Here is a 23,349-nt window from a genome sequence, read left to right on the forward strand (position 1 = left end):
TTCCACCGGATAGCGTGCCTTTTTTCATGAATGCACACACAAATAATTAACATAAAAGTTTCATAATTTTCATTTTTGTCGAGGAGTAAACACTATGTTAGCCGTAGAATTTGTCATTGTTCTGCTGGCCATTTTTTTAGGGGCCCGTCTTGGAGGGATAGGTATCGGTTTTGCCGGTGGCCTAGGTGTTCTGGTACTCGCTGCAATTGGCGTGAAACCGGGAACCATTCCTTTTGACGTAATCTCTATTATCATGGCAGTTATTGCCGCCATCTCTGCAATGCAAATTGCGGGTGGTTTGGATTACTTGGTTGCTCAAACCGAAAAATTACTGCGTCGCAACCCAAAATACATCACTATCCTTGCCCCTATCGTGACCTATTTTCTAACTCTGTTCGCAGGTACAGGTAATATCTCATTAGCAACTCTGCCAGTTATCGCAGAAGTGGCGAAAGAACAAGGTGTGAAACCATGTCGTCCACTGTCTACGGCGGTTGTTGCAGCTCAAATTGGTATCACAGCATCACCAATTTCTGCGGCGGTTGTTTACATGGCATCAGTCATGGAAAACCCAGCAATGGTTGGCGCAGGTAACACCGTTAGCTATATCACGCTGTTAGGTATTTTATTACCTGCAACGTTCTTAGCTATCATCCTGATGTCTTTCATTATCTCTTGGACATTTAACTCTAAATTGTCTGATGACCCAATCTACCAAAAACGTTTAGCTGAAGGCTTAGTTGAACTGCGCGGTAGCCAAGTTAAAGAGATCAAACCGGGTGCTAAAGCGTCTGTTCTGCTGTTCTTACTCGGCGTTGTTGGTGTAGTTTGCTACGCAATTATCAACAGCCCAAGTTTAGGTATTGTGGCAACCCCACTGATGAACACCACTAACGCTATCCTGATCATCATGCTGACTGTGGCTACGTTAATCACTGTACTGTGCCGTGTAAACACTGATGCAATCCTGAACTCAAGTACCTTCAAAGCAGGTATGAGCGCATGTATCTGTATCTTAGGTGTTGCGTGGTTAGGTGATACTTTCGTACAGCACAACATTGATTGGATCAAAGAAACTGCGGGTGACTTAATCCACGAACACTCATGGATGTTAGCGGTTATCTTCTTCTTCTGTTCTGCGCTTCTGTACTCTCAAGCAGCAACAGCGAAAGCACTGATGCCTATGGCCCTGGCTCTGAACGTTAGCCCATTAACCGCTATCGCTTCATTCTCAGCAGTATCTGGTCTGTTCATTCTGCCTACTTACCCAACTCTGGTTGCGGCGGTACAAATGGATGACACCGGTACAACTCGCATCGGTAAATTCGTCTTTAACCACCCATTCTTTATCCCGGGGACTATCGCTGTGGCATTAGCTGTTACCTTCGGCTTCCTGTTCGGCGGTATGATCTTGTAGTCGTCAATTTACAATCAGTAAATGCAAAAAAACCGTGGCTTTCGAGTCACGGTTTTTTTATATCTGCATCTTGATACTCCCTATAGGCAACCTGAACCTGATGAATTACCTTTTAAATAAATATCTAACAAAACTCTCACTTATTTGGAGAGTCAAAAATAGATAATATTTGAAATGAATTTGTAATATAAAGAAAGAATAAGCAGTTTTAACTAAGTAGTTAAACTTATCAAAAATAGAGCGTCCATTTTCATTTAAATAAAATGAAACATTTTGACACACCCAAAATCAAATAAAATCACTAAAAATCAATTCATAACAAACTGAAAAATAAGGCATAATGAATTAAAAAAGATGATTTTATGACGCCAATAGGCTGAATCGTGATCTGCTTGATTACCAGTTGTTAATAAATGTAAAATTCAGAATTATATTCTTTTTTGTTAATCAATAATTAATTTTAAAAGAATAAATCACCAACCAATAACGATGGTCTCAAAGAGCTTACTCACCTTAAACCCGCTCACCGCTAGCTTTATTATTTTGTATTACTCTCATAGAGAGTTTAAATTAATATTTTTGTCTATCACTCTATATTTGCGTTATTTGATTTTACAAACAACGTCACGTAAATTAGTTGGAAGAAAACAGAGGGAATTATTTTCTCATACAATGTTTTCTTCAATCCTTCGTATTCACCTAAATACGATTTTTATTAAGTGATGCTGTTTGGAAGGAATGCATACAATGATAGAAATAAATGATAAAAAACCTTCTACTAAGAAGGGAATAACTATTTATACAAAAGCTGTTGGTTATGAAATTTACTTATTACGCAAGCGCCGTTTACTCAGTGGAAAAGAATTAGCTAATTTACTGAATATTTCTCAACAACAAGTTTCTCGTTATGAACGCGGTATCTGTAATATCACGATAGATATGTTAATACAGGTTTTAAATGTACTAAAAATGCCTATTCAAGATTTTTTAGACCGTGCAATCATTCGAGTTTCTATAATGAAATTTAAACTAAGCAGTATTGGCAGCAAAGATATCTCCTTGTTAAAAAATAACTTTGCAAAATAATCAAGCCACCTTGCGTTTATTATAAATACTTTAAATCACAATTAAACAATTGATTTAAAAGAAAAATACTTAAAATTAGGGTTTTTCTCCACATTGATTACACATAAATCAAATATTTAAATTCATCTAAAATAATGGTGATACTTTATCTTATCTAGATGATCTATAAATATAGTTATTTATACTTATTAAACCAAACGTGAATATTAACAACTCAGCCACATAAAAAATATTAATGTAATCCATTCAAATTAATAAATTTCAAATTTAATAATAGGGTGGGTTACATTTTCAAAAAATAAAATCAATAACACCCTAAATTATTAACTTAGGGTAAAGGTAATACTCTCTTTATAACGGAGAGAGTATCCCCTTTATATCTAAGGAATAGAGTAAAGGAAATTAACTAACTTTAAATTGAATGCTTATAACTGATGTAACCTGAATTTAGTCTAGGTAAATAGATAATATCGTACTCTATACGTATATATCTATAGTAAAACTGCGACATGGAATATGACCTTTATATCATCAATTTGATTATTTAACTTTGGACAAATAGGAATCTTAATTATGTCATTTAAAACAACGGTACTTTCTACTGCATTATTTATGGGTCTGTCTGCGGTAAGTCTAAATGCACTGGCGGCACCTTCAGCGGAAGTGACTCTGCAAGGCATTCTGACTAACACAACCTGTGACGTCACCATTAATGGCGGTAAATCTGTCTTAAACGTCGGTGTTTTAAAAACATCGGTTGGCGAAGCGGACTCTGACTTCTCTGCAGTCAACGCAATGTCCTCTACAACCGTTGATATGCCCGTGACTTTAGTCGGCTGTGCTAAGGGTGAAGAAGGTAACTTAATCATTCAAGGCATTACTTCTGTGGGTAACAACCAACAAGACCTCTTTGTTGCGACAGATTCACAAACTGTGGGTTTTATGATTGAAGATAAAGACAACAAGCGCATCACCAACGGTAGTGGCACAAAAGTTGACATTGGCGCAGATGAAACCGCTGCGCAATACACCTTCAAAGTCGGTATGGCAACAGCGACAGATGCACCTGCTGCTGGCTCTTACAGCGCGCCAATCTTAGTTTCTTATATCGTTAACTAATTCGATTGAGTTAACTGTATCAACTTAGGTAAGACAGCATCACCGTCTTACCTCCCTTTTCCTAACGAGTGAGATAAGGATAGACAAATGCGACATAACCGATTTATGCAAGGGATCTGCAGTGGCTTGCTATTGCTATCTGCTTCATCGTTAGCTGGGGTGGCGATTGACACGACTCGCATTATTTTTTCTGCCAGCGATAACTCAACAGGAAAGAGTGTTGGCATCACGAGTTCAAGTCAATCAGTGACCCCGTATTTAGTCAAAGCGCAAATCTTGCAAACCCCCTATGGGGATAACGGTGAAACCCCGTTTGTGGTGACGCCGTCGTTATTCCGGTTGGAGCCAAGCTCGACCAATCAGGTGCGCATCATGAAAAAAAATGGGGCGCTGCCGAAAAATAAAGAGTCGGTCTTTTATTTTCGTACCGTTGCCATGCCAACTAGCGAAAAAGGGCTAAATACCCCCCAAAATAATATTGATGGCGCGGTGCAAGTCTCCACGGGTAACGTGATCAAGCTGTTCTATCGCCCTGATAATTTGGGAATGACCCAGCCACAAGCGATGAAATCGCTGACATTTTCGAGTGTGAATAATGGGGTTAAAGTGACCAATCCTTCCCCCTACTACATCACCTTAGACTCCTTAAAAATTGCCAATAAATCGGTGCCTCTGAGCGCGACCGCGGGCAATAACATGATTGCCCCTTTTGGCAGTTTTACCTATTCCCATGTTCAACGACAAGGCACGGTGGAATGGAAGGCCATTAATGACTATGGCGGAAAGGATGAATTTCATGCGCAGATTCACTAAATCATGGCCGATTTTTTTTGCCCTGTTCTTGAACGGATGGCAAATCGCGCAGGCAGAAAAAACCGAAATCCGAGCTGTTATTACGGATGATGTAGGGTGTGAGATCCGCATCCCAAACGCATTGCAGTTTACACCTAAGCGGACATCCGATTTCACCGGTGCCATTACCACCCATGAAATTAAGCCCTTAAAAGCGCAATTTATCTGTGTGGATAAAACCGGCAATCTCACCCCGAAAATTACGTTACAAGGCAACACTCCTTATAACGAAAGCACCATTTTCTTAGATGGCACCCCAAACAGCACGGGGTTTATGTTACGCCTTAGCGATGGCACACCACTCTCTTTGAGTGATTTTTACGACCCAAGCAAAGCATTTAAACGGGGTGAGCAAATTGCCTTAACGCCACTGACTAAAGATAACGCTCACCAAACCGAAGAAACGTTTTTGGTGGGGTTAGTGGGGCCCATTGATGGGGAGGCAACCCCCGGTGAATTCTCAGCCTCATTGACGTTTAACCTTATTTTTCAGTAATACCTAAAAATAGGAAATCATCATGACACTGACTAAACAGTCACTCTATTCCCTGCTCATCCCCACAGCCTTGTATGTGGCAAGTATGGGGCAATCCGCGATGGCGGCAACCTCGGCCACCACCAAAATCAGTGCCAGTATCGTTGGGGGCGGCTGCCAAATTACCGCGCCCCCAACCGTTGCGATCCGTAACGGGGATCTTATTCCTGCTGAAGAAATCACCACGACCAGTGATATCAGCGAAACCTTTGATCTCACCATTCTTGGCTGTAAAGGTTACGGGTTAACCCCTTCGATAACCATTGAAGGAGATACCGATAGTGTCTCCGGTGAAGCACTGTTTGTGAGTACCGGTACCACCAGTACGGGTTATGGCATTTTATTATCCACGGACGGTAATGGTAATTTTAATAAAAGTGACAATCTGGCAACGGATAAAAAAATCACGGCACTCGCCACCACTGAATGGAGTAAAACCTTTGCCAGTACATTGGATGGAACCATTCCACTGAAGGCAACGGTCAGTTGTGGGAATTGCACCGCCAATAACCTACAAGGTGGCGAGTTAACCGCCTCAGTGACGTTTAATTTTTTCTATAACTGATTTTGAAGGCTGTTAATAACAATGATACGAAAACTTTCTTTCTTTAGCGTGATTGTAGGGTTGCTATTACCAGCCGGTGAATTACAGGCAGGCAGTGCCTCAACCACCCTCTCATTTTCCGCTTTTTTTTATGGCGGTAGCTGCGATGTGACTGTGCCAAGTACGGTTACCTATAACAATGGTGCGCCACTCTCTGACGATGCCATCCCAAACAGTCAACAGAATAGCCAATTCACATTAACCCTCTCTGGGTGCCAAGGCTATTTTTTAACACCCAGAATTGCGGTTAAAGGGAATACCTTCACGGCGGATAACAACGAGCAGCTGTATGCCGATGCCTCCAGCACCACAAAAGGCTATGGCGTTAAGCTATCCACCCCGGGGAATACGGTTTTCAATGCCAATGACAATACCGCGAAACCAGGCAATGAGGTAATTACCATCAAAACATGGCCATCAGTTGGAACCAGCGATGTGGAGAGATTGAATAGCTCACTCAATTTTAATGCCGTTCTGGCCTGCGGTACCTGCACCGCCAGTGACAATTTACAAAACGGTGAACTCATTGCCACCGTCACCTTTAGTTTCTTATATGATTAATTGGGTAATCCGTATGTTTTCGACTCGTATCTCTGACTATCGCGCGCTGATTATTCTGTTGATTTGCAGCAGTTTTTCGTCGCTCTCCTTCGCCGCAGAAGGCGGACTGCGTTTAGCCCAAACGCGCGTCGTCTTCGATGCAGCGAACCCCAATGCCAAAATTGCCATTAAAAACAGCAGCCCGCAGGTTTACTTAATCAAAGCGGATGTCATCAATACACCCGAGGGCAATGCACACCAACCCGCACCGCCGTTCATTGCAACGCCGCCGATGTTTCGCTTAGAAAAAGAGAGCCAAAACACGCTGCTCATTGTGCGTAATGGCACGGCAGAGCTCCCCGTCGACCGAGAATCGGTGTTTTATTTAAGTTTATTAGCGATCCCGTCCACCGCAAAAGCTAACGCCCCCGAAGGCGAGATGACCAGTGCGCAAGTTTCGGTGGGGATCCGCAATGTCATCAAGCTGTTTTATCGCCCGAAAGGGTTACCGATGAATATCGAGATCGCCTCAAGCAAGCTGACGTTTCATATTCAAAATCAACAGATTACCGTAAGTAACCCAACGCCTTATTACATCACATTAGCGCAATTGAGTGTGGATCAGAACCCTGTCGATGTACGCGAACGGGGTCCGATGATTGCGCCCTTTTCCACCCAAACGTATCCCATGAAAGCGCATGGCACACACGTGGAATGGCGAGTGATCACCGACTACGGAGACATGAGCACCGCGTATCAGGGGAGTATTCAATCAGGAGCGATCAGCGATGAACAACCTTAATTTATCAACGATTAAAAAGTCGGTGTTATATTGCCTGATGAGCCCAATCGCCCTATTGGCGGCGCTTGTTGCCCAGCCTGTATGGGCAAATAACATCCAAGACCAAATCAATGGACTCACTCTGCATTCAACCCGTGTTATCTATCCCCAGGATGCGAAAAATGGGGTGACGTACACGCTCACCAATAATACGACGATACCGTATTTATTGCAGGCGCGCCTATTACCGTGGGAAGGGAATGCATCAAGTCAAACTGATAGCGATAATACCGAAACCGCCGATGACAATCTGACCGCCTTTATTGCCTTACCGCCGTTACAGCGCTTTGAACCCGGTGAAACGCTCACATTACGTATTCTTCAAAAGCATCATTTACTCACGCAAGATAAAGAGTCGATTGCGCAGTTGTCACTGACCGCGATCCCCGCGCAGTCAAAAGAGACCGTGGAAGGTGCTCACATGGTTCTGGCAGTACAAAATAATCTGAAGCTGTTTTACCGCCCCGCGGGATTACCCGAACACAATTTCGACCATATCGCCGAACAACTGCAATTTCAGCGCACAAAAAACACGCTCACGCTGAAAAATCCCACGCCGTTTTATGTCACGTTGGCATCCCTGTCGGTGGGGAAAAACGATTTGGATTTAAGTCCGTCACGCATGGTTCCCCCCTTCAGTGAGAGGCAATGGCCCCTTGATGCCAGCCATACGGCGAATGATATCCATTGGCGATTCATTGATGACGAAGGCGGAAATGACACAATGAGAACACGCCAACTCTCAGCCATGTAACTGCACCATACAGATAAACACATTCACCCGATGCGCATTCACAACGGGGGGATTCTTGCATTCGCAAGATAAAGGAAGATCATGAAAAAAGCCCATAAAATTGCTGAGCATCAGCCAAAAACTCCTTTTTTCCGTTATCACCCGCTAGCCTGTGTATTGCTATTGGCGGTGGCGCCAACACAGGCCGACGATTACTTTGATCCCAGTTTTTTAGGGGTGGCCGGTGAAAATACCGACGTGGATTTATCCGCCTTTTCACAAGCCGGTGGCGTTGCAGAAGGGGAATACACCGTGTCCGTTTTTGTGAACCAGCAGGACGTGGGGCAATTCACCCTCAATTTTATCAAAAATGCCCACGGTGACATTGCGCCTGAACTCACCCCTGAACAGCTCGACACGTTTGGGGTCAATGTGCCACACATTCCGGTGCTCAAAGACTTACCGAAAGGCGAGTTAATTTCTGATTTAGGCGCACTGATCCCCCAAGCGACCACCCGATTAGATTTATCACGCTTACGATTAAACATCAGCGTGCCACAAGTCGCGATGCAGTCTCTCATCAGCCGCAATGCGGATCCGTCATTATGGGACGATGGCATTCCCGCCCTGATGGCGAACTATAACGTCAGTGCCGGTCACACCACGAGCCGCTATGATCATGGCAAAAAAAATCAAAATACCAACATCTTTGCATCCGCGCGATTGGGCGCCAATGCGGGACCGTGGCGCCTGCGCAGCAACCTCACCCATTCCCGTTTCGAATACAGTGGGGGGCATAACTCATCCGCCACGACGAACACGCAAACCTACTTCTCGAATACCACCCTATCACGGGATATTCGGGCTTTGCGCTCGACATTGTTAGTGGGGGAAAGTAGTACTGGCAGTGATGTGTTTGATGGCGTGCCCTTTAAGGGCGTGCAACTGACCTCCAACGAACAGATGTTGCCGAGCCAATTACGCGGCTATGCGCCGGCTATCAGTGGCGTTGCCAACAGTAACGCCCGCGTCACGATCCGCCAAAATGGTAATATCGTGTATGAAGCTTATGTGGCGCCGGGGCCTTTTTATATCAATGATATCCAGCAAGCGGGGTTATCTGGGGATTATGACGTCACGGTCACTGAAGCCGATGGCGCTGAACGCCAGTTTGTGGTGCCCTATTCATCTTTACCCGTGATGCTGCGCCCCGGCGGCTGGAAATACGAAGTGGCATCCGGTCGTTATAACGGTAACTTGACCACCAGCTCGCGTCGCTCTGATTTTATTCTCGGTACTGCTGTTTATGGGCTGCATAACGATGTCACCCTGTATGGCGGCGCCTTGCTGGCGAAAGATTATCAATCTCTGAGTTTGGGAACGGGGGTCTCTTTAGGTGACTTCGGTGCGGTTTCCACGGACGTCACTCACTCATCGGCTAAATTTACGTATTCCAACCCAGTAGCTAGCACCAGCGAGCGAAAAACCGGGCAATCCTATCGTATTCGTTATTCAAAAAGCTTAATGGCCACAGGCACGTCGGTAGATTTAACCGCATTACGTTACTCCACTGAACATTTCTACAATTTCAGTGAATTTAACAGCCAAGGCTATCGCCTTGAGGACGGTCTTAGCCCGTGGACATTACAACGTCGTCGCAGCAGCTTCCAAACCCAATTGAGCCAGCAAATGCAACAGTACGGTTCACTGCATTTTCGGGCTAACCGCGATGATTACTGGGGAAGTAGCCGAACCTTAACCGGTTTATCCATGGGCTACAGTAACAGCTTTAAAGGGATCAGTTACGGGGTGAACTACAATATTGACCGCGTGAAAGACAGTCGCAATAACTGGCCGGAAAACCGCCAGCTCTCCTTCAACTTAAGCGTGCCGTTTAGTGTGTTTACTCAAGACCGTGATTTGCAGTCGATTTATGCCACCTACTCCATGAGCCATGACCAAAACGGGCGCACGCAAAATAACAGCGGTCTCAGTGGCAGCGTTATGGATGGCAAGCTGTCTTATGGCGCGTCACAAAGTTGGGGAAATAAAGGGCAAATTGCGAATACCAACCTGAATGCCGGCTACCAAGGTGATAAAGGCAGTATCAGCGGGGGCTATAGCTATAGCAACAATGCTCAGTCCATCAATATGAACGCCAGTGGTGGTGCGCTACTGCATGCCGACGGGCTAACCTTAAGTCGTTCGATGGGCGATTCCGTTGCCCTCATCAGTGCGCCGGGCGCCGAGGGTGTCAGTGTTAATGGCGGAACCGCCGTGACCGATTGGCGAGGTTACGCCGTGGCGCCTTACCTCTCCGACTATAACAAAAACAGCATTGGCTTAGACCCCAGTACGCTGCCTGAAAATGTCGATTTGCCGCAATCTAATACCAACGTTTACCCAACCAAAGGTGCGGTGGTGAAAGCCGACTTCCGTACCCGTATCGGCTACCAAGTGTTAATGACCTTAAAGCACGGTGCCAAATATGTGCCATTTGGAGCGATTGCCACCTTAATGTCCGATAACAGTGCTGACAACATGAGCAGTATTGTGGGGGATGGAGGACAAGTGTACCTCACAGGGTTACCAGAAACAGGGGAATTGTTGGTGAAATGGGGGGACACGGCCGCACAGCAATGTCAGGTGAAGTTCGATTTGCGCCATGTGGACGTCTCCGCCGATATGCCTATCCGCCAAGTGTCTTATCGCTGTGTCAGTGGGCAACCGCAAGCTCAACCTGTGGCAACGACGACACCCGAAGTGGCTCAGCAGATGACCATGCCGCTGGAAAATAGCGAACCATTCACTCAAACACCACCCAAAACGCGTTGGTTACAGTCACCAGCAGGAGAAAAATAATGCGATTAGATCATAAAAAATACTGGCTACAGACACCTGCAGGGATAGCTCGCTCACACATGAGAATGAATCAGATCTTCGTAATAGCACTTATTTAATATAGTTAAAATAAATCTTTGCTTAGTTATATTTCCAAGACCTGGAAGGTAAAAATAATGAAACTGAATAATAATTTCTCAACTGATTTTCAGCACGAAATTGATAATAAGTCAGCGATTTATCAGTCATATAAAGCTGACAAATCATATCCGTTACTATCGGGAAAGAGATTGATGTGGGCGGCGATGGTCATGAATATGGCGATATTACACTCAGCTCAGGCAACAGAACTGACGGTTTATATAGGGTCTGGCTCGACTTTCTGGTCAAATGCTTCCCGCTCAATTACTGGGAATCATATTGCCTCCACTGATAGTACGGGCCCTAATGGTTGGGCATTTCGCTGGAATTTAGTTCCTGATACTAACATAAGTAGTGGTTGTGGTAGTTCTAGTTATGGCTTTGTTGATATCACTAGCCTTGGAATACCTCCGAAGGTTGGTATGAAAATTGCGGATGGTATAATTTTGTATTTTACTCAAGGTAATCTCAAAAGTTCATTAACTGTAACGGTACCACAACGACCAGAAGCGACCGCAAGCCTAAGTGCTGACGGCACAATGTCAAATTTAACAAACAGCAGCGCTGGCTACAATCAGAGATTATGCGCAAGTCTGCCTAGCAATACTGCAGTAAGAGATAATGCTACTGTTAATACGTCCCTGACTAACGGAAAATTAGCGGTCTATGTGGATAAATCTGCGAAATCAGGCACATACAATATCCCTGCTATATATCTTGTTTCTGACACTAAGTATGCTTTGTCTGGTCTTGTTGCTGCGGGGGGAACACTGACTGTAAAATATCCTCCATTATCCTGCTCTGTTTCCGCGCCACCTAAGATTGATTTTGGAAAAGTGAATATTTGGGAGTGGGAGGGAAATACTTCCGGCACGCCAGGAGGGAACCGCAAAGATATTTTAGGGTCAGTTGATGGGAATTTTACAATCAACTGTACTGCTGACGGTGATTCATATGCCCCTGCCAAATTGACGCTTAAGGGGGATGTTCAAGAATATGCAAACGACTTAAAAATGACCATGGATGCTACCGGTGAACTCGCTCCTGCCACGGTGCGTGCCTCCATAAAATCAATTATTGCTCCCTGTGAGAGTGGCGGTACTAGTTTTGGTACCGGAGGTAAAACCCCACCTTCAAACGAAGTGAATTTGGGGGAGCTAACTGTCGGTCAAAATTTAATCCCTTACCGTTTTAGCCTCTGTGCACTTGGGCAAGGCTTTAAATCCGGCGCCGCCTCTGCTTCTGCGACCGTCACCATTGATTGGGAATAACCCACCTCACCGCTTAGTGGTTTTCACCACACACCACTAAGCCCATATACTTCAATGATAAGAATCTCATGATAGCCACTCACCGCCACCGCTTTCTAACGCTACTGCTTATCGGGCTTCCAATGCTGTTATGCCGCCCTGCACTTTCGGCAACATCCTCAACCTCCCTTGAGCAAATTCACGACCTCGGCGTGCAATCCATCAATGGCGATGGCGTCCCTGTTGACCTCGCAAAAGGGCGTTACTATATTCAGCAATCCGCTTTGCAGGGTTACCCTCTCGGTCAATACCATTTGGGTATCCTGTTTTTTACCGGAGAAGGCGGTCCTCAAAGCTCAGCCTGTGCAACATGGTGGCTGAAAAAAGCTATCGCCGCAAATAACGAAGTACAAGCGATGGCGCAAGAAGTGTTAGATGACATTCAGGACGAGATGAATGTCACAGCGGACGAGTTTGATGAACAACATTGCCAACAATATTCGTACTCCTTAGTCCGTTCTCCGATGACTGAGCCCGTGCAATCTGAATCACGCGTTGACACACTTGAGTTAGCCGCCAAGGGAAATCATGCATTACTGGAGGCATTAAAAAGCCATAAACCGCACCGGATTTATACCTCTATTCGGGCATTACAAAATGCGCTAACGACAATATGGCAACCTATTGCCCAGCATCGTGAACGCCTGTTGCTCGCCTCAGCACATAACGCCCACCTCCAGCAACAAACAGCGCCAGCAGGAAACGAAGCCGTTTCTGATGAACCCACGGAAGTGATCATTACCCTCGTGCTGCCCCCGTCAGAACAAAGACGTGAAACTGAACAGGCAGAATCAATGCCAATCGACATGCCTAGCAAGCCGATAGAAGTCACGATCCCCACGACAAAAAAAACCTCGGTGAGCACCAATTTAGGCGGCGATATTCGTTCTGCATCCTCTCGCCATTACACGCTACAACTAGGGAGTGCTGCCAGCGCTGAAGGGCTTTATGAACAAGCTCGTCGACATAAATTGAGTAATTATTTGGTGTATGAAACCGTCAGAAATAACCACCAATGGTATGTGCTCGTGTATGGCGAATACCCGTCAATCCGCTCAGCCAAACACGCCATACAAAATTTACCTTCTGCGTTTCAACGGGATAAACCGTGGGTGCGCAGCATTCAACATGTTCAATCTGAACTGAACTAATATATCGATGTTTAGGTAAGTGAATCTTGCTTACCTAACCCCTTCCCCCTCACCCATCCGCCGCAAAAACTGTTGTTGATAACGCCACAGTGTTTTGGCGTCAACACAATGATAATCCAAACCAAATTGCAGCGCGGTTTGCTGAATAATCTTAGCAAGGGCGGGATAATGCCGATGGTGCCAATTGGGAAAAACATGGTGCGTTAGGTGTAAATTCAACCCACCGAGCCAATAAGTCAACCATGTCGGTGTGGTTTGCCAATCGTAGGTGGTTGAAAATGTATGAGTATAAAATCCTTGTGCCATTCGTCCCGATTCTGGCGGCGTATAAAAGGTGGCTTTTGCCCAATGAGTACCCAAAATCAGCACCACAAAAATAAATGACGCGAACATTTGGCTAAGCAGATAAACACCCAGCAACGTGCCAATACCGATGCCATAAGGGGATAACACCCAATAGGGTAATAATAATGCCAATGCAAGATGCAGCATTTTACTTAGCAAAAATATACCAATACCTTTTACACCTTGGTGGCGCATTTTTGGCGCGACACGCGTGAAATGAAAACGGTCAAACCAATCGTAGCCCCAAATCAGCGCGGGAAACGTCATTGCCGCTATCAACGGCCAATACAAATGCTGCCAACGCATAAACGGATACCAGCGCTGGTATGGGGTTTGGCGCAATAAAAAATTCTCTTCAATATCCAGATCATAATCACGGACATTAGTATGGGAATGGTGAAAAACAATGTGCCGCACACGCCAACAATCGGGATCTAACCCTAAAGGAATAGTCACCCAAAAGTTCACAATCCGGTTAAGCGCCCCTCGCTGAAAAACAGCGTTGTGGGAAGCATCGTGCACCATATTAATCGCCAGCAATAAGGCAAAGAAAATAAACAGTGGGTAACCAATAAAAAAAGCCACACTCCCTTGAGAGCTCAGCATAACAAAATAAGCGCTAAAACAAGCAATAACCAATAACGCACTTTTCAGGAAGGCTTTTCCATTCGCAAAGCGGTGCTCCCCACATTCTTGCAAGTATCCGTTTGCGGCCCGCTGTAATTCACGATGGAAAGCAAGGTCATCTTTCTGACGAAACGCCAGCGGAGGTAATGGGCTAGGCTTGAACATCATCGCTATCCACAACAGTTGATCCAATGCCGATGAGCACACACACACTGTGTAGCCATAACAGTGTGCTAGCCACCAGCCAGAATGGCGTCAACCAACCTGCAATGATGATCAATAACAGCGTCATACTGGCAACCGCAAACCAGCTCCATTTTCCCCAACCATAACCGCTCGATAAGCCAGACAACGCAACAGTCCCCGCCGCCAGCAGCAGAAATAACCCAACTTGCTCAAGGGTCGTTCCATTAAAACCGTACCCATAGCGATACACATAGCCAATCACCAACGTGAACAGCAGCAATGTCCCACCCACTAGCCCTATTTTTCCGGTGTGATACCGAGGAGAATGGTTCGGTTTATTCACTTTTTTCACACCCAAGATACGCAAAAATGGGCGATTACTGTCAATCAGTGGGTTTTCGGTAGCAGCTTCTCCGCCGATACCGTATTGATGCGGCGTTTCAGGGGATTCAGAAAACGTCCCAAATAGCTTGTCCCAAATAATGAAACTGCCGCCAAAGTTACGATTGGCGTATCCGCCCGTTTTAATATGGTGAACCCGATGATGATGCGGTGTCACCATCCACGCTTCCAACCATTTAAAACGGGGAATTAACCCACTGTGGTTAAAAAATTGAATGGTGTAATGAAGCACAGATACCGTCATAAAGACGGTGAGCGGCACGCCCATCAACGCCAATAACAGAAAGAACGGAATCGAAGTGAGTGAGGAATACCACGAATTACGTACCCCTAACGAGAGATTAAAATGCTCCCCTTGATGGTGCACCACATGCACGGCCCACAAAAGACGGTAACGATGGTGCAAACGATGCAGCCAATAAAAACCTAAATCCCAAGCGATTAACGTAAACAACCACACCAGCCACATTGGCCAGCTATCGGTAAGACCAAAAGAAAAATGCGTGACCACAAAACCGTAGCAAAATAACTCTAACCCACGGAATAACCACAGCATGATATGCCCAGAATTAAGGTTAAAAACCACATCTTGCCAACTGAATGAAACGCGCTTTTGGCGAGCAATAATCAGCGCCTCCACCATCACAATCAACACCATAAAGATAATGGGAAATGTCAGTTCATTCATCGCACTCTCCGTGACGGATTAGCCGCCAATAAGCGAAACGTCAGTAAACGAACAACCGTTATCGCTATCCACGCACAAGCCGCGCCGCCAACCACATCAATAAACAGGTGCCGCTTCAGCATTAAGACAGAAAAAATAATCATCAACGCCCACAATAGCCACAAGAGGTTTCTCAAAAATTGGTCTTTTCGACACAAAGCCCTCCATGCAATTAACGTCAACGACACGTGGAGCGAAGGCAGCATATTTTGCGACGTATCCACCTGCAATAACCCGGCAAGCACCAGCTGAGTCAACCCGCTGCCTATATTTTGAGGAAATTCGGCTGTGGTTGGATAAATCAGATATACCGTGCCAGATAGCATCGCACAGAGGATCATCTGCCACATTAACGGCTTCACTTTTTCTGCGTGACTCAGCAGATAACCGCAAGGAATAAAAAGGAAAAAAGAGAGATAAAGCCATACCGCATTTGGCGAATAACCGATGGCATCATCAATCAGTGTGGGGGAAATGACATGCGCGGAAGAGTAAATATGCCCCGTCAAAGAGTAAATAAACCCAACACATCCCCAACCTAATAGTAAATACCCCACACGCTGCCATACTGACATCGACGTTATCATGACGCCTCCCGCGTGATCCGCCGACGTTTGATTGCCATTACGGTCACGGGCAAGGCTGTGTTGAGTTGCCAATGAAGATGCTCAGTCACTGCGCCTTGCAGTTCAAAGTAGTCAGTTAGTGCTTGCTTACATGCTAACAAAGCCGCGTCTTCACAATCCGCGGATAAGGTGAATAACTGCCCTTGTTGATGAAGTCGGTAATCTGCTTCCGTTGGTAAAGTATTACATATCACTCGGTTACAGGCGTCCGCAAACAGGGTTATTGGCTCACCTTGTTGGTTGGCTAACACCAATTGATCATCGCTACGCCCTTCGATGCGTTCAATAGCTATTTGCGCATCGCCGCAGGGGCATGGGGTCTCTCTAACGACCAAGATATCATCCAGTTGATAGCGCACAATGGGCTGAGTTTGCCGCGTAAAATCGGTGATAATCGGTGAAAAACGGCGCTCATCAATCCACTGTTTTTCAATATGCAAAAAAGCTTCATTCAGATGCAATGTGCCATGAGGGCAGGTGCAACCAAGAAAACCTTCCGTCGCTTGGTACACTTCGCCAACATCTGAAAAAACAGCTTTTAGCTGTGCTTTATCATCTGCATTTAGCACTTCCGCCACTGATATCACCCTTTTTGGGGTTAGTGAGCACTCATTTCGCTGCTGGCGTTTTGCGATTTCCACCAGCACCTGAGCAGGAGCAACAATAATGGTAGGCTGCCATTGATTAAGTACAGCGAGGTGTTCATCGAAATCCCCCAGCAAGTCGTAAAAGCGAAATGAGAGCCAGCGATTATTCACACTTTCGTATAAGTTATTGTTTGCACGTAGAAACAGTGCAACGCGTTCCCCTGCAAATAATCCATCCGGCAGCATTTTAGCAAGCATGGTTCCCGACCAGCGAGCTTGCTCGTCAGGGCTGACCACAAATACCCCGCGCTTTCCTGATGTCCCAGACGATAGCCCCACACTGAATTTTCCCACTGTTGGGGAGAAATCTCGGGAAGATTCACTCTGTTTTGCGCAGGCAAGCAGCTCATCCACTTTCAGCCCTTGGGTATTCATGCGGTCAAAATGCTGCATCATCAAGGCTTTATTCATCACAGGCCACTGAGTAAGTGCTTGCTCACAATATGCCGAAAAATAGGGACTGCGCCGTAAAAAACGCTGAGTAAATGCCGACAATTTTCGCTGTTGATATCCTTCTAGCGCTGCACGATCCGTAAAACGCAGTCGGCGAGCCTGCCAGTAATGCCACAGAATTTTCAGCAGTTTCACAGCTCGCCCTCATGACACAGTTGGATCGGTATCTGGCGTTTATCAATCTGATGCAATTTATTGAGCGTATCGTAATAGGCTTGGCGGTCATCCATAATTAAATTCGCTACCGCCATTGGTCCGCGTAATTCTCGGTAATTCGTTGGTGACCATGCCGCATCCCCCGCCAGCAAGATCCAGCCGTCATCCGTCGCGACACACAGCCCTGTATGCCCCGCGGCATGACCCGGCAGCGGTACTGCAATTAAGGTTTTTTCAGGGTTTATTGCATAACCAAATCCTAATTCGGCTAAAGCTTCGGGCAGCTCAATATGCTCAAAACCTTCATAAAACCGCGCTCTTTCTTCGAAATCTTCGGGTATCAATCCGCGCACAAAGGCTTTACGTAATGCGGAAAATCCGGTTAAGTCACGGTTTTTTTGCCACCCTTCCCCCGAACAGATCAACGGTACAGAGGGGAAATCCCGCAACCCCGCAATATGGTCACCATGGAAATGAGAAATAATCACCCCAGTAATATCAGCGGGCGTGATGCCATCTGCCTTGAGCTGAGAAACGAGAGCATCTTTGGTATCAAAATAAACAGGCGTAACCGCACGATACAGCCGCATAATCCCCTCACGGGTATGGTCATAAAAGTGGTCTGCATACCCCGTATCAAATAGCCAGCGCTGACCATGCCCCTCAATCAGCCATGCCCGCGCGGGGAATTTACACGCTTTCATACTGGCACCTTTGAGGGCAACACAACCGGGATGGGTGCAATATCCCACTTCAAAGACCCGAATGTTCATCATGGTTTGCCCTCTTGATTTTCGTTAAGCCATTTTGCTGTGCGTGCAATGCCCTGCGCCATGGAATAGCGAGGGTGGTAACCGAGTTCCTGCTGAGCGCATTCATTATTTAAAATCATCGTGAAATAAGCAGCACCGAGGCTATAACGGGTTAATAACGGCTCTTTTCGCTGCATAATCGCCAATTTTTCTAAGCAGAATGCCACACCGTATAATAGCGAATAAGGGGCTGATTTAATCTGACACGCCGTTCCAGTTTGTTCAAACAGCATTCTTAATGTCGTGGCTAACGGTTGAGGATCTTGGTTGGTGATATTAAATATCGAGCCACTTTTTAACGGTTTTTCGGTTGCCAACATCATGGCATCCACCACATTTTCAACGTAGGTCAAATCGAAGGCATTTTTGCCCCCTGCCGGCAGTACCAATTTGCCATGGCGGGTGCGGACTTGTGCCATCAAACGCGGCAATAAAACCCGATCATGAGGCCCAAATAATCCTCTAGGGCGCAAAATCACAAAGGTGGTTGAAGGATAATTCGGCACTATCTTGGCAATTTCTTGCTCGGCAAGGAACTTCGTTCGCGCATAATCATTGGCAAATTGCGTGTTATTCGTTGATTCGAAAATATTGTGCTGGTGAGTAAAATTAAAATAGATAGCTGGTGTGGAGATATGCACAAACCGCTCGATGCCCTGCTCTGCCGCGGTCTGCGCCAAGGTTTTGGTTGCTTGCCAATTAATGGCTTCAAATGTTTCACGCGCACCCCATGGCGCCGACAGTGCGGCGCAGTGCCAAACTGCCTGACACCCTGCCATCAATTCGTGCGCGGTTTCAGGGGTCAACTGTGCTAATTCAACGGGAATAAATACCGCCCCTGCATCCGTTAATTCCTGACCAATAACCAAATCACGCCCGCAAGCTACCACCTGATGCCCATCACGTAGCAAGATTTCTGTGGCATTGCGCCCAAGCCCACTGGTCGCGCCTGTCACTAAAATTTTCATGGGATCAAAACCAAGGCTGATAACGCCAAACCGGCTGCGGTTCCTACCAACATTACGTGGGATTTACCATAAAAACGGTCGGTGATAATGGCTTCATGTAGCGCGGAAGGAATTGATGCCGCCACTTGGTTGCCATGTGTGGCATAGATATCGACTAACTGTTCGGCTGTGACACCAAGACGTTTACGCATATGTTCCAAGGATAAGTGGCTCGCTTGATGGGGAACCACCGTGTCTATCTGCGCTAAGGTCACTCCCGCTTGAGACAGTATTCTCTCCATAAAATCCTCAACCATGGCGGATGCCATCTTGAATAGCGGTTTGCCTTTCATGTGGAATAAGAAATCGCTCGGCTCCATACCTGAGCGTGGATTACGGCGAGTCCCCCCCGCACGAATTTCACAGAGATCTAATCCTTCAGGATAGGTTTCCAAGCGAAATGCCAAAATGCCACTATGCCCATCACCGTGCTCAACAAGTGTACAAGCTGCGCCATCACCAAAGATCAGCGAAGATTCTTCATGCTCCCAATCGATCCCACGAGAAGCAATATCCGCAGAGACAATCGCAATTCGACGATACTGATGGGTTGCGAGTAGCCCACCCGCGATTTGCAATGCCGATAAATAACTCACACAGCTCGCATTCACATCAAAGCAGGCAATACCCGAATGAAGTGCTGAACTTGCAAGAATATGAGCTGCGCTACAAGGTAGGGCTTGAACGGGAATAGCCGAGGCACAAATCAAGGCATCCACTGAAGCAGGATCAATATGGTGGCGAGTTAATGCATCGTGAATTGCTGCTGCAGCTAATTCAGCTTGGCTATCCGTATTGGATGCATGGTAGCGCCAGCGGATCCCTGAGCGCTTTTCAACGTAACCGTTCGGCTTATTTAGCTGCTTATCCAAATCCATCGACAATATTTTATGTGTGGGTAGTGCGATGCCAGAAGCAATAATTTTCAGTGGCACAAACGTGTTGGGGTTAAGCATTTTTTACCTATTCTTGTAGTTTATTGCTTTATTACCCTTTCATTTATCAAATAACTCGTCGTCATGGTATCGGAAAAAGTGCATATAAAATAAATATTGGATAAGTTAGCTTATTTTCCATCAAATAAATGCGCTTCGCTTTTATTTCAAAGATGGCGCCCCATATTCAATACTCGAGCCACATTGAATGCTGTATTTTCTAAGTTTTCTGCACCCTGCTTAAGTGCCTCACTAAGCGAAGACAATCTTGGAAGAATACTAAATACCGCTGTTACACCTTCTTGGTGCAGCCCTTCCACCCCATCCCCTAACACACCACTTAATGCAATAACCGGAACCTGATGTTTTGCCGCGAGTCTCGCAATACCAAGAGGCGCTTTTCCGCCAGCAGTCTGCCCATCCATGCTACCTTCACCGATGATCACCAAATCGGCATCTTGTAAGTGTTGCTCAAACGCTAAAGCGTCCATCACAATCTCAATACCGGATTTAAGCTCACCGCCGAGTAGCGCAGCTGCTGCAACAGCAATCCCCCCCGCCGCGCCGCCACCAGCAAGATAACGATAGTCAGTCCCCGTTAACTGCTGAAGAAGCGCCGCAAACTGATTTAATCCGTTGTCCAACTCAGCCACCATTTCTGGCGTTGCCCCTTTTTGTGGACCAAAAACCGCCGCAGAGCCATGTTCCCCAACCAATGGGTTACTCACATCGCAAGCAATGTCGATTTTGCACTGAGATACACGCAGATCAAGCTGCTGAATATCGATATGCGCTATCTGCGAAAGGATATTACCTGTGCTTCCCAGTAATTGATGATTTTCATCATAAAACCGGACTCCCAGCGCCTGTAACATACCGACACCCCCATCCACTGTGGCGCTGCCGCCAATCCCTAGAATAATCCGCTCAACCCCTAGAGCAAGCGCATTGGCTATCAGCTCTCCCGTACCATAACTGTTCGTCAACATCGGGTTTCGCTTGGCTATAGGCACTAACATCAACCCACTGGCTTGCGCCATTTCAATCACCGCTGTCTTACTTTCAGCTAATAGTCCATAATAAGCCATGACAGGGAGTCCCAAAGGACCTGCCACGGTAACTGGTATTTTTTCGCCGTGCTGTGCCGCAATCAGCGCATCCACCGTTCCTTCTCCGCCATCAGCCACTGGCAGCGAAATATATTCCGCGTCAGGAAACACGCGTTGAAAGCCTTTTATCACTGATTGAGCTGCAAGCTCGGCGCTCATGCTCTCTTTAAAAGAATCAGGTGCAATGATAATTTTCATTAATCAGCATTCCTTATTTGCACGATGTCATATTTATTCTTATTTCTATAAACTATTTAAAATAATGCCGATAATCAATAAACAAATCTGTATATTTATGACGAAGTAAATATAAATCTTTCTCTCGAAACATATTTATGAATAATATATATATAAGTGTAACAGCCCATTACCTAATTCATACTTCATTATTATTTTTTGCATTATTTTTATAGAAAATAAGTCAGTAATTATCGCCATAATAAACCAATCAAAACCCCATAATCCAGATTATTGAGCTAATTAAATTAAAATAATCAAACATAAGACCCATAATCCTTCAGGATCTTACTCACTAACTGAGTGATCGAAATAGCTATTAACTATCGAAAATAGCCTATCAATCCGTCATAAATATTGGTAATTAGTTTAACTTAGCGGTTAAATACGCCTAAATTGATATAGTCAATTTTCGACTACTCTCGCCAATTAAAGATAATAATATTTAATTATCTTTGAATACTATTATCTCAATAAAACTCGCATGGAGGGATCATGCTAGCTAATCAACAATTCGATAACCATGAAGTATCCACTTACATTGGTTCATTTCTTAAACGACGACGTAAAGTTGTTGGGCTCACGGGCGCTGAACTCGCTTCTCGTTTAAGCATCAGCCAACAACAGATTTCTCGATATGAGCGAGGTGTCAATGCGATTACTATTCAAAATCTTTTGGGAATTTTGCATGCTTTAGAATTAAAAAAGCACGATATTGATGAGTTCCTACAAAATATTTTCAATTTTTATCATATCGATATTGATATGGAGAATAAGTTGTTTAACTAGGAATTAGTTTCTACTAAACAACTCGTTAGGTATAGAGAGGGTAACGCCTCTCTGCCTCTTCACTCTCTGGCTTCCCCGTAATTCCCCTCAACCTTCCTCATACTTGTGACAAAATCAACGCCTATAAATCAACTTTGAACATTGCTATGATGGAAAAATTAGCAAATCTTGTGATGGAGATAACGATGAGTATCCAGCGCGACACTATTTTGAGCCATGCGTTAAACCAGTTAGAGAAACAGGGGTTATCCGCCTCGACAGAAAGCTTGCTCACTGAAATTGAGTCCGATTTTACGACCTTACGCCAATTTTGGCCTGATGATGAAGCACTCGTTTATGATTCTCTACGCTATCACGGGCAGCAAATTGAAGTGTGGCAGCGCCAAACCTTATTAGATGAGCGACTCAGCCCACAACTAAAACTCATGGCTCGTTATCAACAACTGGCAGAGAAAGTTCGTGAAGGACGTTTCCCTGGCTGCCTGTTTATTTCTGCCTGCAACTATTACCCAAACCCAGAACACCCTATCCACCAATTAAGCCGACTGCAAAAATCCAACTCATTCAGCTTTACTAAGCAGCTGCTCGATGAGCTAGATATTGAAGATGCAGAACTCGTCGCCAATCAGATGGAGTTGGTCTTAGAAGGCTGTTTAAATCGCTTGTTGGTTAATCGTGATATCCGTGATGTGGAAATTGCTCAACAGCTTTCTGAAGATATTTTGACTATCGCTCTGTGCCGTAAAAAAGGCGCATTAAGTTAAAATTCGTACACTCGCGCGTTAAACAGGCGTTTTTTGTCGAAAAAGAAAACACTCAGTCAGAAAATGGTTTTTTTTATAAAAAATGCATTGACGGGAACAGCCTAATACGGTTTAATGCGCCCCGTTGCCCGGATAGCTCAGTCGGTAGAGCAGGGGATTGAAAATCCCCGTGTCCTTGGTTCGATTCCGAGTCCGGGCACCACTCATTTATAAGACCTCGCTGAAAAGCGGGGTTTTTTGCTTATAACGCCCGCTAAAATTCCTATTCTCCCAAAGTTTCAACTCAACTAAATTCTACTTAACTCTGCCCACATCAACTCTATTGTGCGGGAACATACGCTAGTGGTACGCACTTTA

Annotated in this window: 22 protein-coding genes and 1 tRNA gene; 15 read left to right on the forward strand and 8 right to left on the reverse strand. The window is 45.4% G+C overall.

All coding sequences use genetic code 11. The features are described from left to right. Positions 1-94 precede the first annotated feature (94 nt). The 12 genes from PR799_RS15170 to PR799_RS15225 all read left to right on the forward strand — a co-directional run bounded on the left by PR799_RS15170 (position 95) and on the right by PR799_RS15225 (position 13,170). Positions 95-1,417 (forward strand): anaerobic C4-dicarboxylate transporter, encoded by a 1,323-nt coding sequence (locus PR799_RS15170; protein WP_036955939.1) that lies wholly within the window; start codon positions 95-97, stop codon positions 1,415-1,417. 747 nt (positions 1,418-2,164) lie between these two features. Beyond that, positions 2,165-2,503, forward strand: coding sequence for a helix-turn-helix domain-containing protein (locus PR799_RS15175; protein ID WP_272522621.1), 339 nt, complete (start codon positions 2,165-2,167; stop codon positions 2,501-2,503). 573 nt (positions 2,504-3,076) lie between these two features. Next, complete coding sequence (locus tag PR799_RS15180) at positions 3,077-3,622, forward strand: fimbrial protein (protein WP_272522622.1); 546 nt, start codon at positions 3,077-3,079, stop codon at positions 3,620-3,622. Between the two features lie 87 nt (positions 3,623-3,709). Then, on the forward strand, positions 3,710-4,435 hold the full coding sequence (locus PR799_RS15185; protein WP_272522624.1) for a fimbrial biogenesis chaperone: 726 nt from the start codon (positions 3,710-3,712) through the stop codon (positions 4,433-4,435). Further along, positions 4,419-4,970, forward strand: a complete 552-nt coding sequence (locus tag PR799_RS15190; RefSeq protein ID WP_272522625.1) for a fimbrial protein — start codon at positions 4,419-4,421, stop codon at positions 4,968-4,970. The genes PR799_RS15185 and PR799_RS15190 overlap by 17 nt, the downstream gene beginning before the upstream one ends. Positions 4,971-4,992: 22 nt before the next feature. Further along, positions 4,993-5,574 carry a fimbrial-like protein gene (locus PR799_RS15195; RefSeq protein WP_272522626.1) on the forward strand — a complete coding sequence of 194 codons (582 nt, stop codon included), beginning with the start codon at positions 4,993-4,995 and terminating at the stop codon, positions 5,572-5,574. 21 nt (positions 5,575-5,595) lie between these two features. Next, positions 5,596-6,174 (forward strand): fimbrial-like protein, encoded by a 579-nt coding sequence (locus PR799_RS15200; protein WP_272522627.1) that lies wholly within the window; start codon positions 5,596-5,598, stop codon positions 6,172-6,174. Then, entirely contained in the window at positions 6,167-6,955 is a 789-nt protein-coding gene (locus PR799_RS15205; protein ID WP_272522628.1) for a fimbrial biogenesis chaperone, read from the forward strand. The genes PR799_RS15200 and PR799_RS15205 overlap by 8 nt, the downstream gene beginning before the upstream one ends. After that, the gene (locus PR799_RS15210) at positions 6,942-7,748 is read left to right on the forward strand and encodes a fimbrial biogenesis chaperone (RefSeq protein WP_272522630.1); all 807 of its coding nucleotides are present in this window, start codon (positions 6,942-6,944) and stop codon (positions 7,746-7,748) included. The genes PR799_RS15205 and PR799_RS15210 overlap by 14 nt, the downstream gene beginning before the upstream one ends. Before the next feature lie 81 nt (positions 7,749-7,829). Then, complete coding sequence (locus PR799_RS15215) at positions 7,830-10,589, forward strand: fimbria/pilus outer membrane usher protein (RefSeq protein ID WP_272522632.1); 2,760 nt, start codon at positions 7,830-7,832, stop codon at positions 10,587-10,589. Between the two features lie 155 nt (positions 10,590-10,744). Next, entirely contained in the window at positions 10,745-11,980 is a 1,236-nt protein-coding gene (locus PR799_RS15220; RefSeq protein WP_272522634.1) for a hypothetical protein, read from the forward strand. A 68-nt stretch (positions 11,981-12,048) separates the two neighbouring features. Beyond that, positions 12,049-13,170: an SPOR domain-containing protein gene (locus PR799_RS15225; protein WP_272522635.1), complete on the forward strand. Its 1,122-nt coding sequence runs from the start codon at positions 12,049-12,051 to the stop codon at positions 13,168-13,170. Positions 13,171-13,200: 30 nt separating this feature from the next. On the opposite strand, the gene PR799_RS15230 is transcribed toward PR799_RS15225, so the two are convergent. The 8 genes from PR799_RS15230 to PR799_RS15265 all read right to left on the reverse strand — a co-directional run bounded on the left by PR799_RS15230 (position 13,201) and on the right by PR799_RS15265 (position 21,400). Further along, positions 13,201-14,307, reverse strand: a complete 1,107-nt coding sequence (locus PR799_RS15230; RefSeq protein WP_154627904.1) for a fatty acid desaturase family protein — start codon at positions 14,305-14,307, stop codon at positions 13,201-13,203. Then, a complete protein-coding gene (locus tag PR799_RS15235) occupies positions 14,294-15,418 on the reverse strand; it encodes a sterol desaturase family protein (protein WP_272522636.1) in 1,125 nt (374 codons plus the stop codon). Before PR799_RS15235 ends, PR799_RS15230 begins: the two co-directional genes overlap by 14 nt. Further along, complete coding sequence (locus PR799_RS15240) at positions 15,415-16,044, reverse strand: phosphatase PAP2 family protein (protein ID WP_272522637.1); 630 nt, start codon at positions 16,042-16,044, stop codon at positions 15,415-15,417. The genes PR799_RS15235 and PR799_RS15240 overlap by 4 nt, the downstream gene beginning before the upstream one ends. After that, positions 16,041-17,318: a F390 synthetase-related protein gene (locus PR799_RS15245; RefSeq protein WP_272522638.1), complete on the reverse strand. Its 1,278-nt coding sequence runs from the start codon at positions 17,316-17,318 to the stop codon at positions 16,041-16,043. The genes PR799_RS15240 and PR799_RS15245 overlap by 4 nt, the downstream gene beginning before the upstream one ends. Next, positions 17,315-18,115, reverse strand: coding sequence for an MBL fold metallo-hydrolase (locus PR799_RS15250; protein WP_272522639.1), 801 nt, complete (start codon positions 18,113-18,115; stop codon positions 17,315-17,317). The genes PR799_RS15245 and PR799_RS15250 overlap by 4 nt, the downstream gene beginning before the upstream one ends. Beyond that, complete coding sequence (locus PR799_RS15255; protein ID WP_272522640.1) at positions 18,112-19,119, reverse strand: NAD-dependent epimerase/dehydratase family protein; 1,008 nt, start codon at positions 19,117-19,119, stop codon at positions 18,112-18,114. Before PR799_RS15255 ends, PR799_RS15250 begins: the two co-directional genes overlap by 4 nt. After that, positions 19,116-20,114 carry a 3-oxoacyl-[acyl-carrier-protein] synthase III C-terminal domain-containing protein gene (locus PR799_RS15260; protein WP_272522641.1) on the reverse strand — a complete coding sequence of 333 codons (999 nt, stop codon included), beginning with the start codon at positions 20,112-20,114 and terminating at the stop codon, positions 19,116-19,118. The genes PR799_RS15255 and PR799_RS15260 overlap by 4 nt, the downstream gene beginning before the upstream one ends. Positions 20,115-20,260: 146 nt before the next feature. Next, positions 20,261-21,400: a glycerate kinase family protein gene (locus PR799_RS15265; RefSeq protein ID WP_272522642.1), complete on the reverse strand. Its 1,140-nt coding sequence runs from the start codon at positions 21,398-21,400 to the stop codon at positions 20,261-20,263. A 534-nt stretch (positions 21,401-21,934) separates the two neighbouring features. On the opposite strand from PR799_RS15265, the gene PR799_RS15270 reads away from it, so the two are divergent. The 3 genes from PR799_RS15270 (at position 21,935) to PR799_RS15280 (ending at position 23,194) form a co-directional block, all read left to right on the forward strand. After that, the gene (locus tag PR799_RS15270) at positions 21,935-22,228 is read left to right on the forward strand and encodes a helix-turn-helix domain-containing protein (protein WP_154603522.1); all 294 of its coding nucleotides are present in this window, start codon (positions 21,935-21,937) and stop codon (positions 22,226-22,228) included. A 191-nt stretch (positions 22,229-22,419) separates the two neighbouring features. After that, on the forward strand, positions 22,420-22,992 hold the full coding sequence (gene dicD, locus PR799_RS15275) for a division control transcriptional repressor DicD (protein ID WP_442959925.1): 573 nt from the start codon (positions 22,420-22,422) through the stop codon (positions 22,990-22,992). 126 nt (positions 22,993-23,118) lie between these two features. Beyond that, positions 23,119-23,194, forward strand: a tRNA-Phe gene (locus PR799_RS15280). Positions 23,195-23,349: the final 155 nt, after the last annotated feature.

The organism is Providencia sp. PROV202 (genome assembly GCF_028479565.1).
GTDB lineage: Bacteria > Pseudomonadota > Gammaproteobacteria > Enterobacterales > Enterobacteriaceae > Providencia > Providencia zhijiangensis.

Coding starts and splice junctions, on each gene's coding strand:
- PR799_RS15170 (WP_036955939.1), top strand. CDS start 95: ATGTTAGCCGTAGAATTTGTCATTGTTCTGCTGGCCATTTTTTTAGGG.
- PR799_RS15175 (WP_272522621.1), top strand. CDS start 2,165: ATGATAGAAATAAATGATAAAAAACCTTCTACTAAGAAGGGAATAACT.
- PR799_RS15180 (WP_272522622.1), top strand. CDS start 3,077: ATGTCATTTAAAACAACGGTACTTTCTACTGCATTATTTATGGGTCTG.
- PR799_RS15185 (WP_272522624.1), top strand. CDS start 3,710: ATGCGACATAACCGATTTATGCAAGGGATCTGCAGTGGCTTGCTATTG.
- PR799_RS15190 (WP_272522625.1), top strand. CDS start 4,419: ATGCGCAGATTCACTAAATCATGGCCGATTTTTTTTGCCCTGTTCTTG.
- PR799_RS15195 (WP_272522626.1), top strand. CDS start 4,993: ATGACACTGACTAAACAGTCACTCTATTCCCTGCTCATCCCCACAGCC.
- PR799_RS15200 (WP_272522627.1), top strand. CDS start 5,596: ATGATACGAAAACTTTCTTTCTTTAGCGTGATTGTAGGGTTGCTATTA.
- PR799_RS15205 (WP_272522628.1), top strand. CDS start 6,167: ATGATTAATTGGGTAATCCGTATGTTTTCGACTCGTATCTCTGACTAT.
- PR799_RS15210 (WP_272522630.1), top strand. CDS start 6,942: ATGAACAACCTTAATTTATCAACGATTAAAAAGTCGGTGTTATATTGC.
- PR799_RS15215 (WP_272522632.1), top strand. CDS start 7,830: ATGAAAAAAGCCCATAAAATTGCTGAGCATCAGCCAAAAACTCCTTTT.
- PR799_RS15220 (WP_272522634.1), top strand. CDS start 10,745: ATGAAACTGAATAATAATTTCTCAACTGATTTTCAGCACGAAATTGAT.
- PR799_RS15225 (WP_272522635.1), top strand. CDS start 12,049: ATGATAGCCACTCACCGCCACCGCTTTCTAACGCTACTGCTTATCGGG.
- PR799_RS15230 (WP_154627904.1), bottom strand. CDS start 14,307: ATGTTCAAGCCTAGCCCATTACCTCCGCTGGCGTTTCGTCAGAAAGAT.
- PR799_RS15235 (WP_272522636.1), bottom strand. CDS start 15,418: ATGAATGAACTGACATTTCCCATTATCTTTATGGTGTTGATTGTGATG.
- PR799_RS15240 (WP_272522637.1), bottom strand. CDS start 16,044: ATGATAACGTCGATGTCAGTATGGCAGCGTGTGGGGTATTTACTATTA.
- PR799_RS15250 (WP_272522639.1), bottom strand. CDS start 18,115: ATGATGAACATTCGGGTCTTTGAAGTGGGATATTGCACCCATCCCGGT.
- PR799_RS15255 (WP_272522640.1), bottom strand. CDS start 19,119: ATGAAAATTTTAGTGACAGGCGCGACCAGTGGGCTTGGGCGCAATGCC.
- PR799_RS15260 (WP_272522641.1), bottom strand. CDS start 20,114: ATGCTTAACCCCAACACGTTTGTGCCACTGAAAATTATTGCTTCTGGC.
- PR799_RS15265 (WP_272522642.1), bottom strand. CDS start 21,400: ATGAAAATTATCATTGCACCTGATTCTTTTAAAGAGAGCATGAGCGCC.
- PR799_RS15270 (WP_154603522.1), top strand. CDS start 21,935: ATGCTAGCTAATCAACAATTCGATAACCATGAAGTATCCACTTACATT.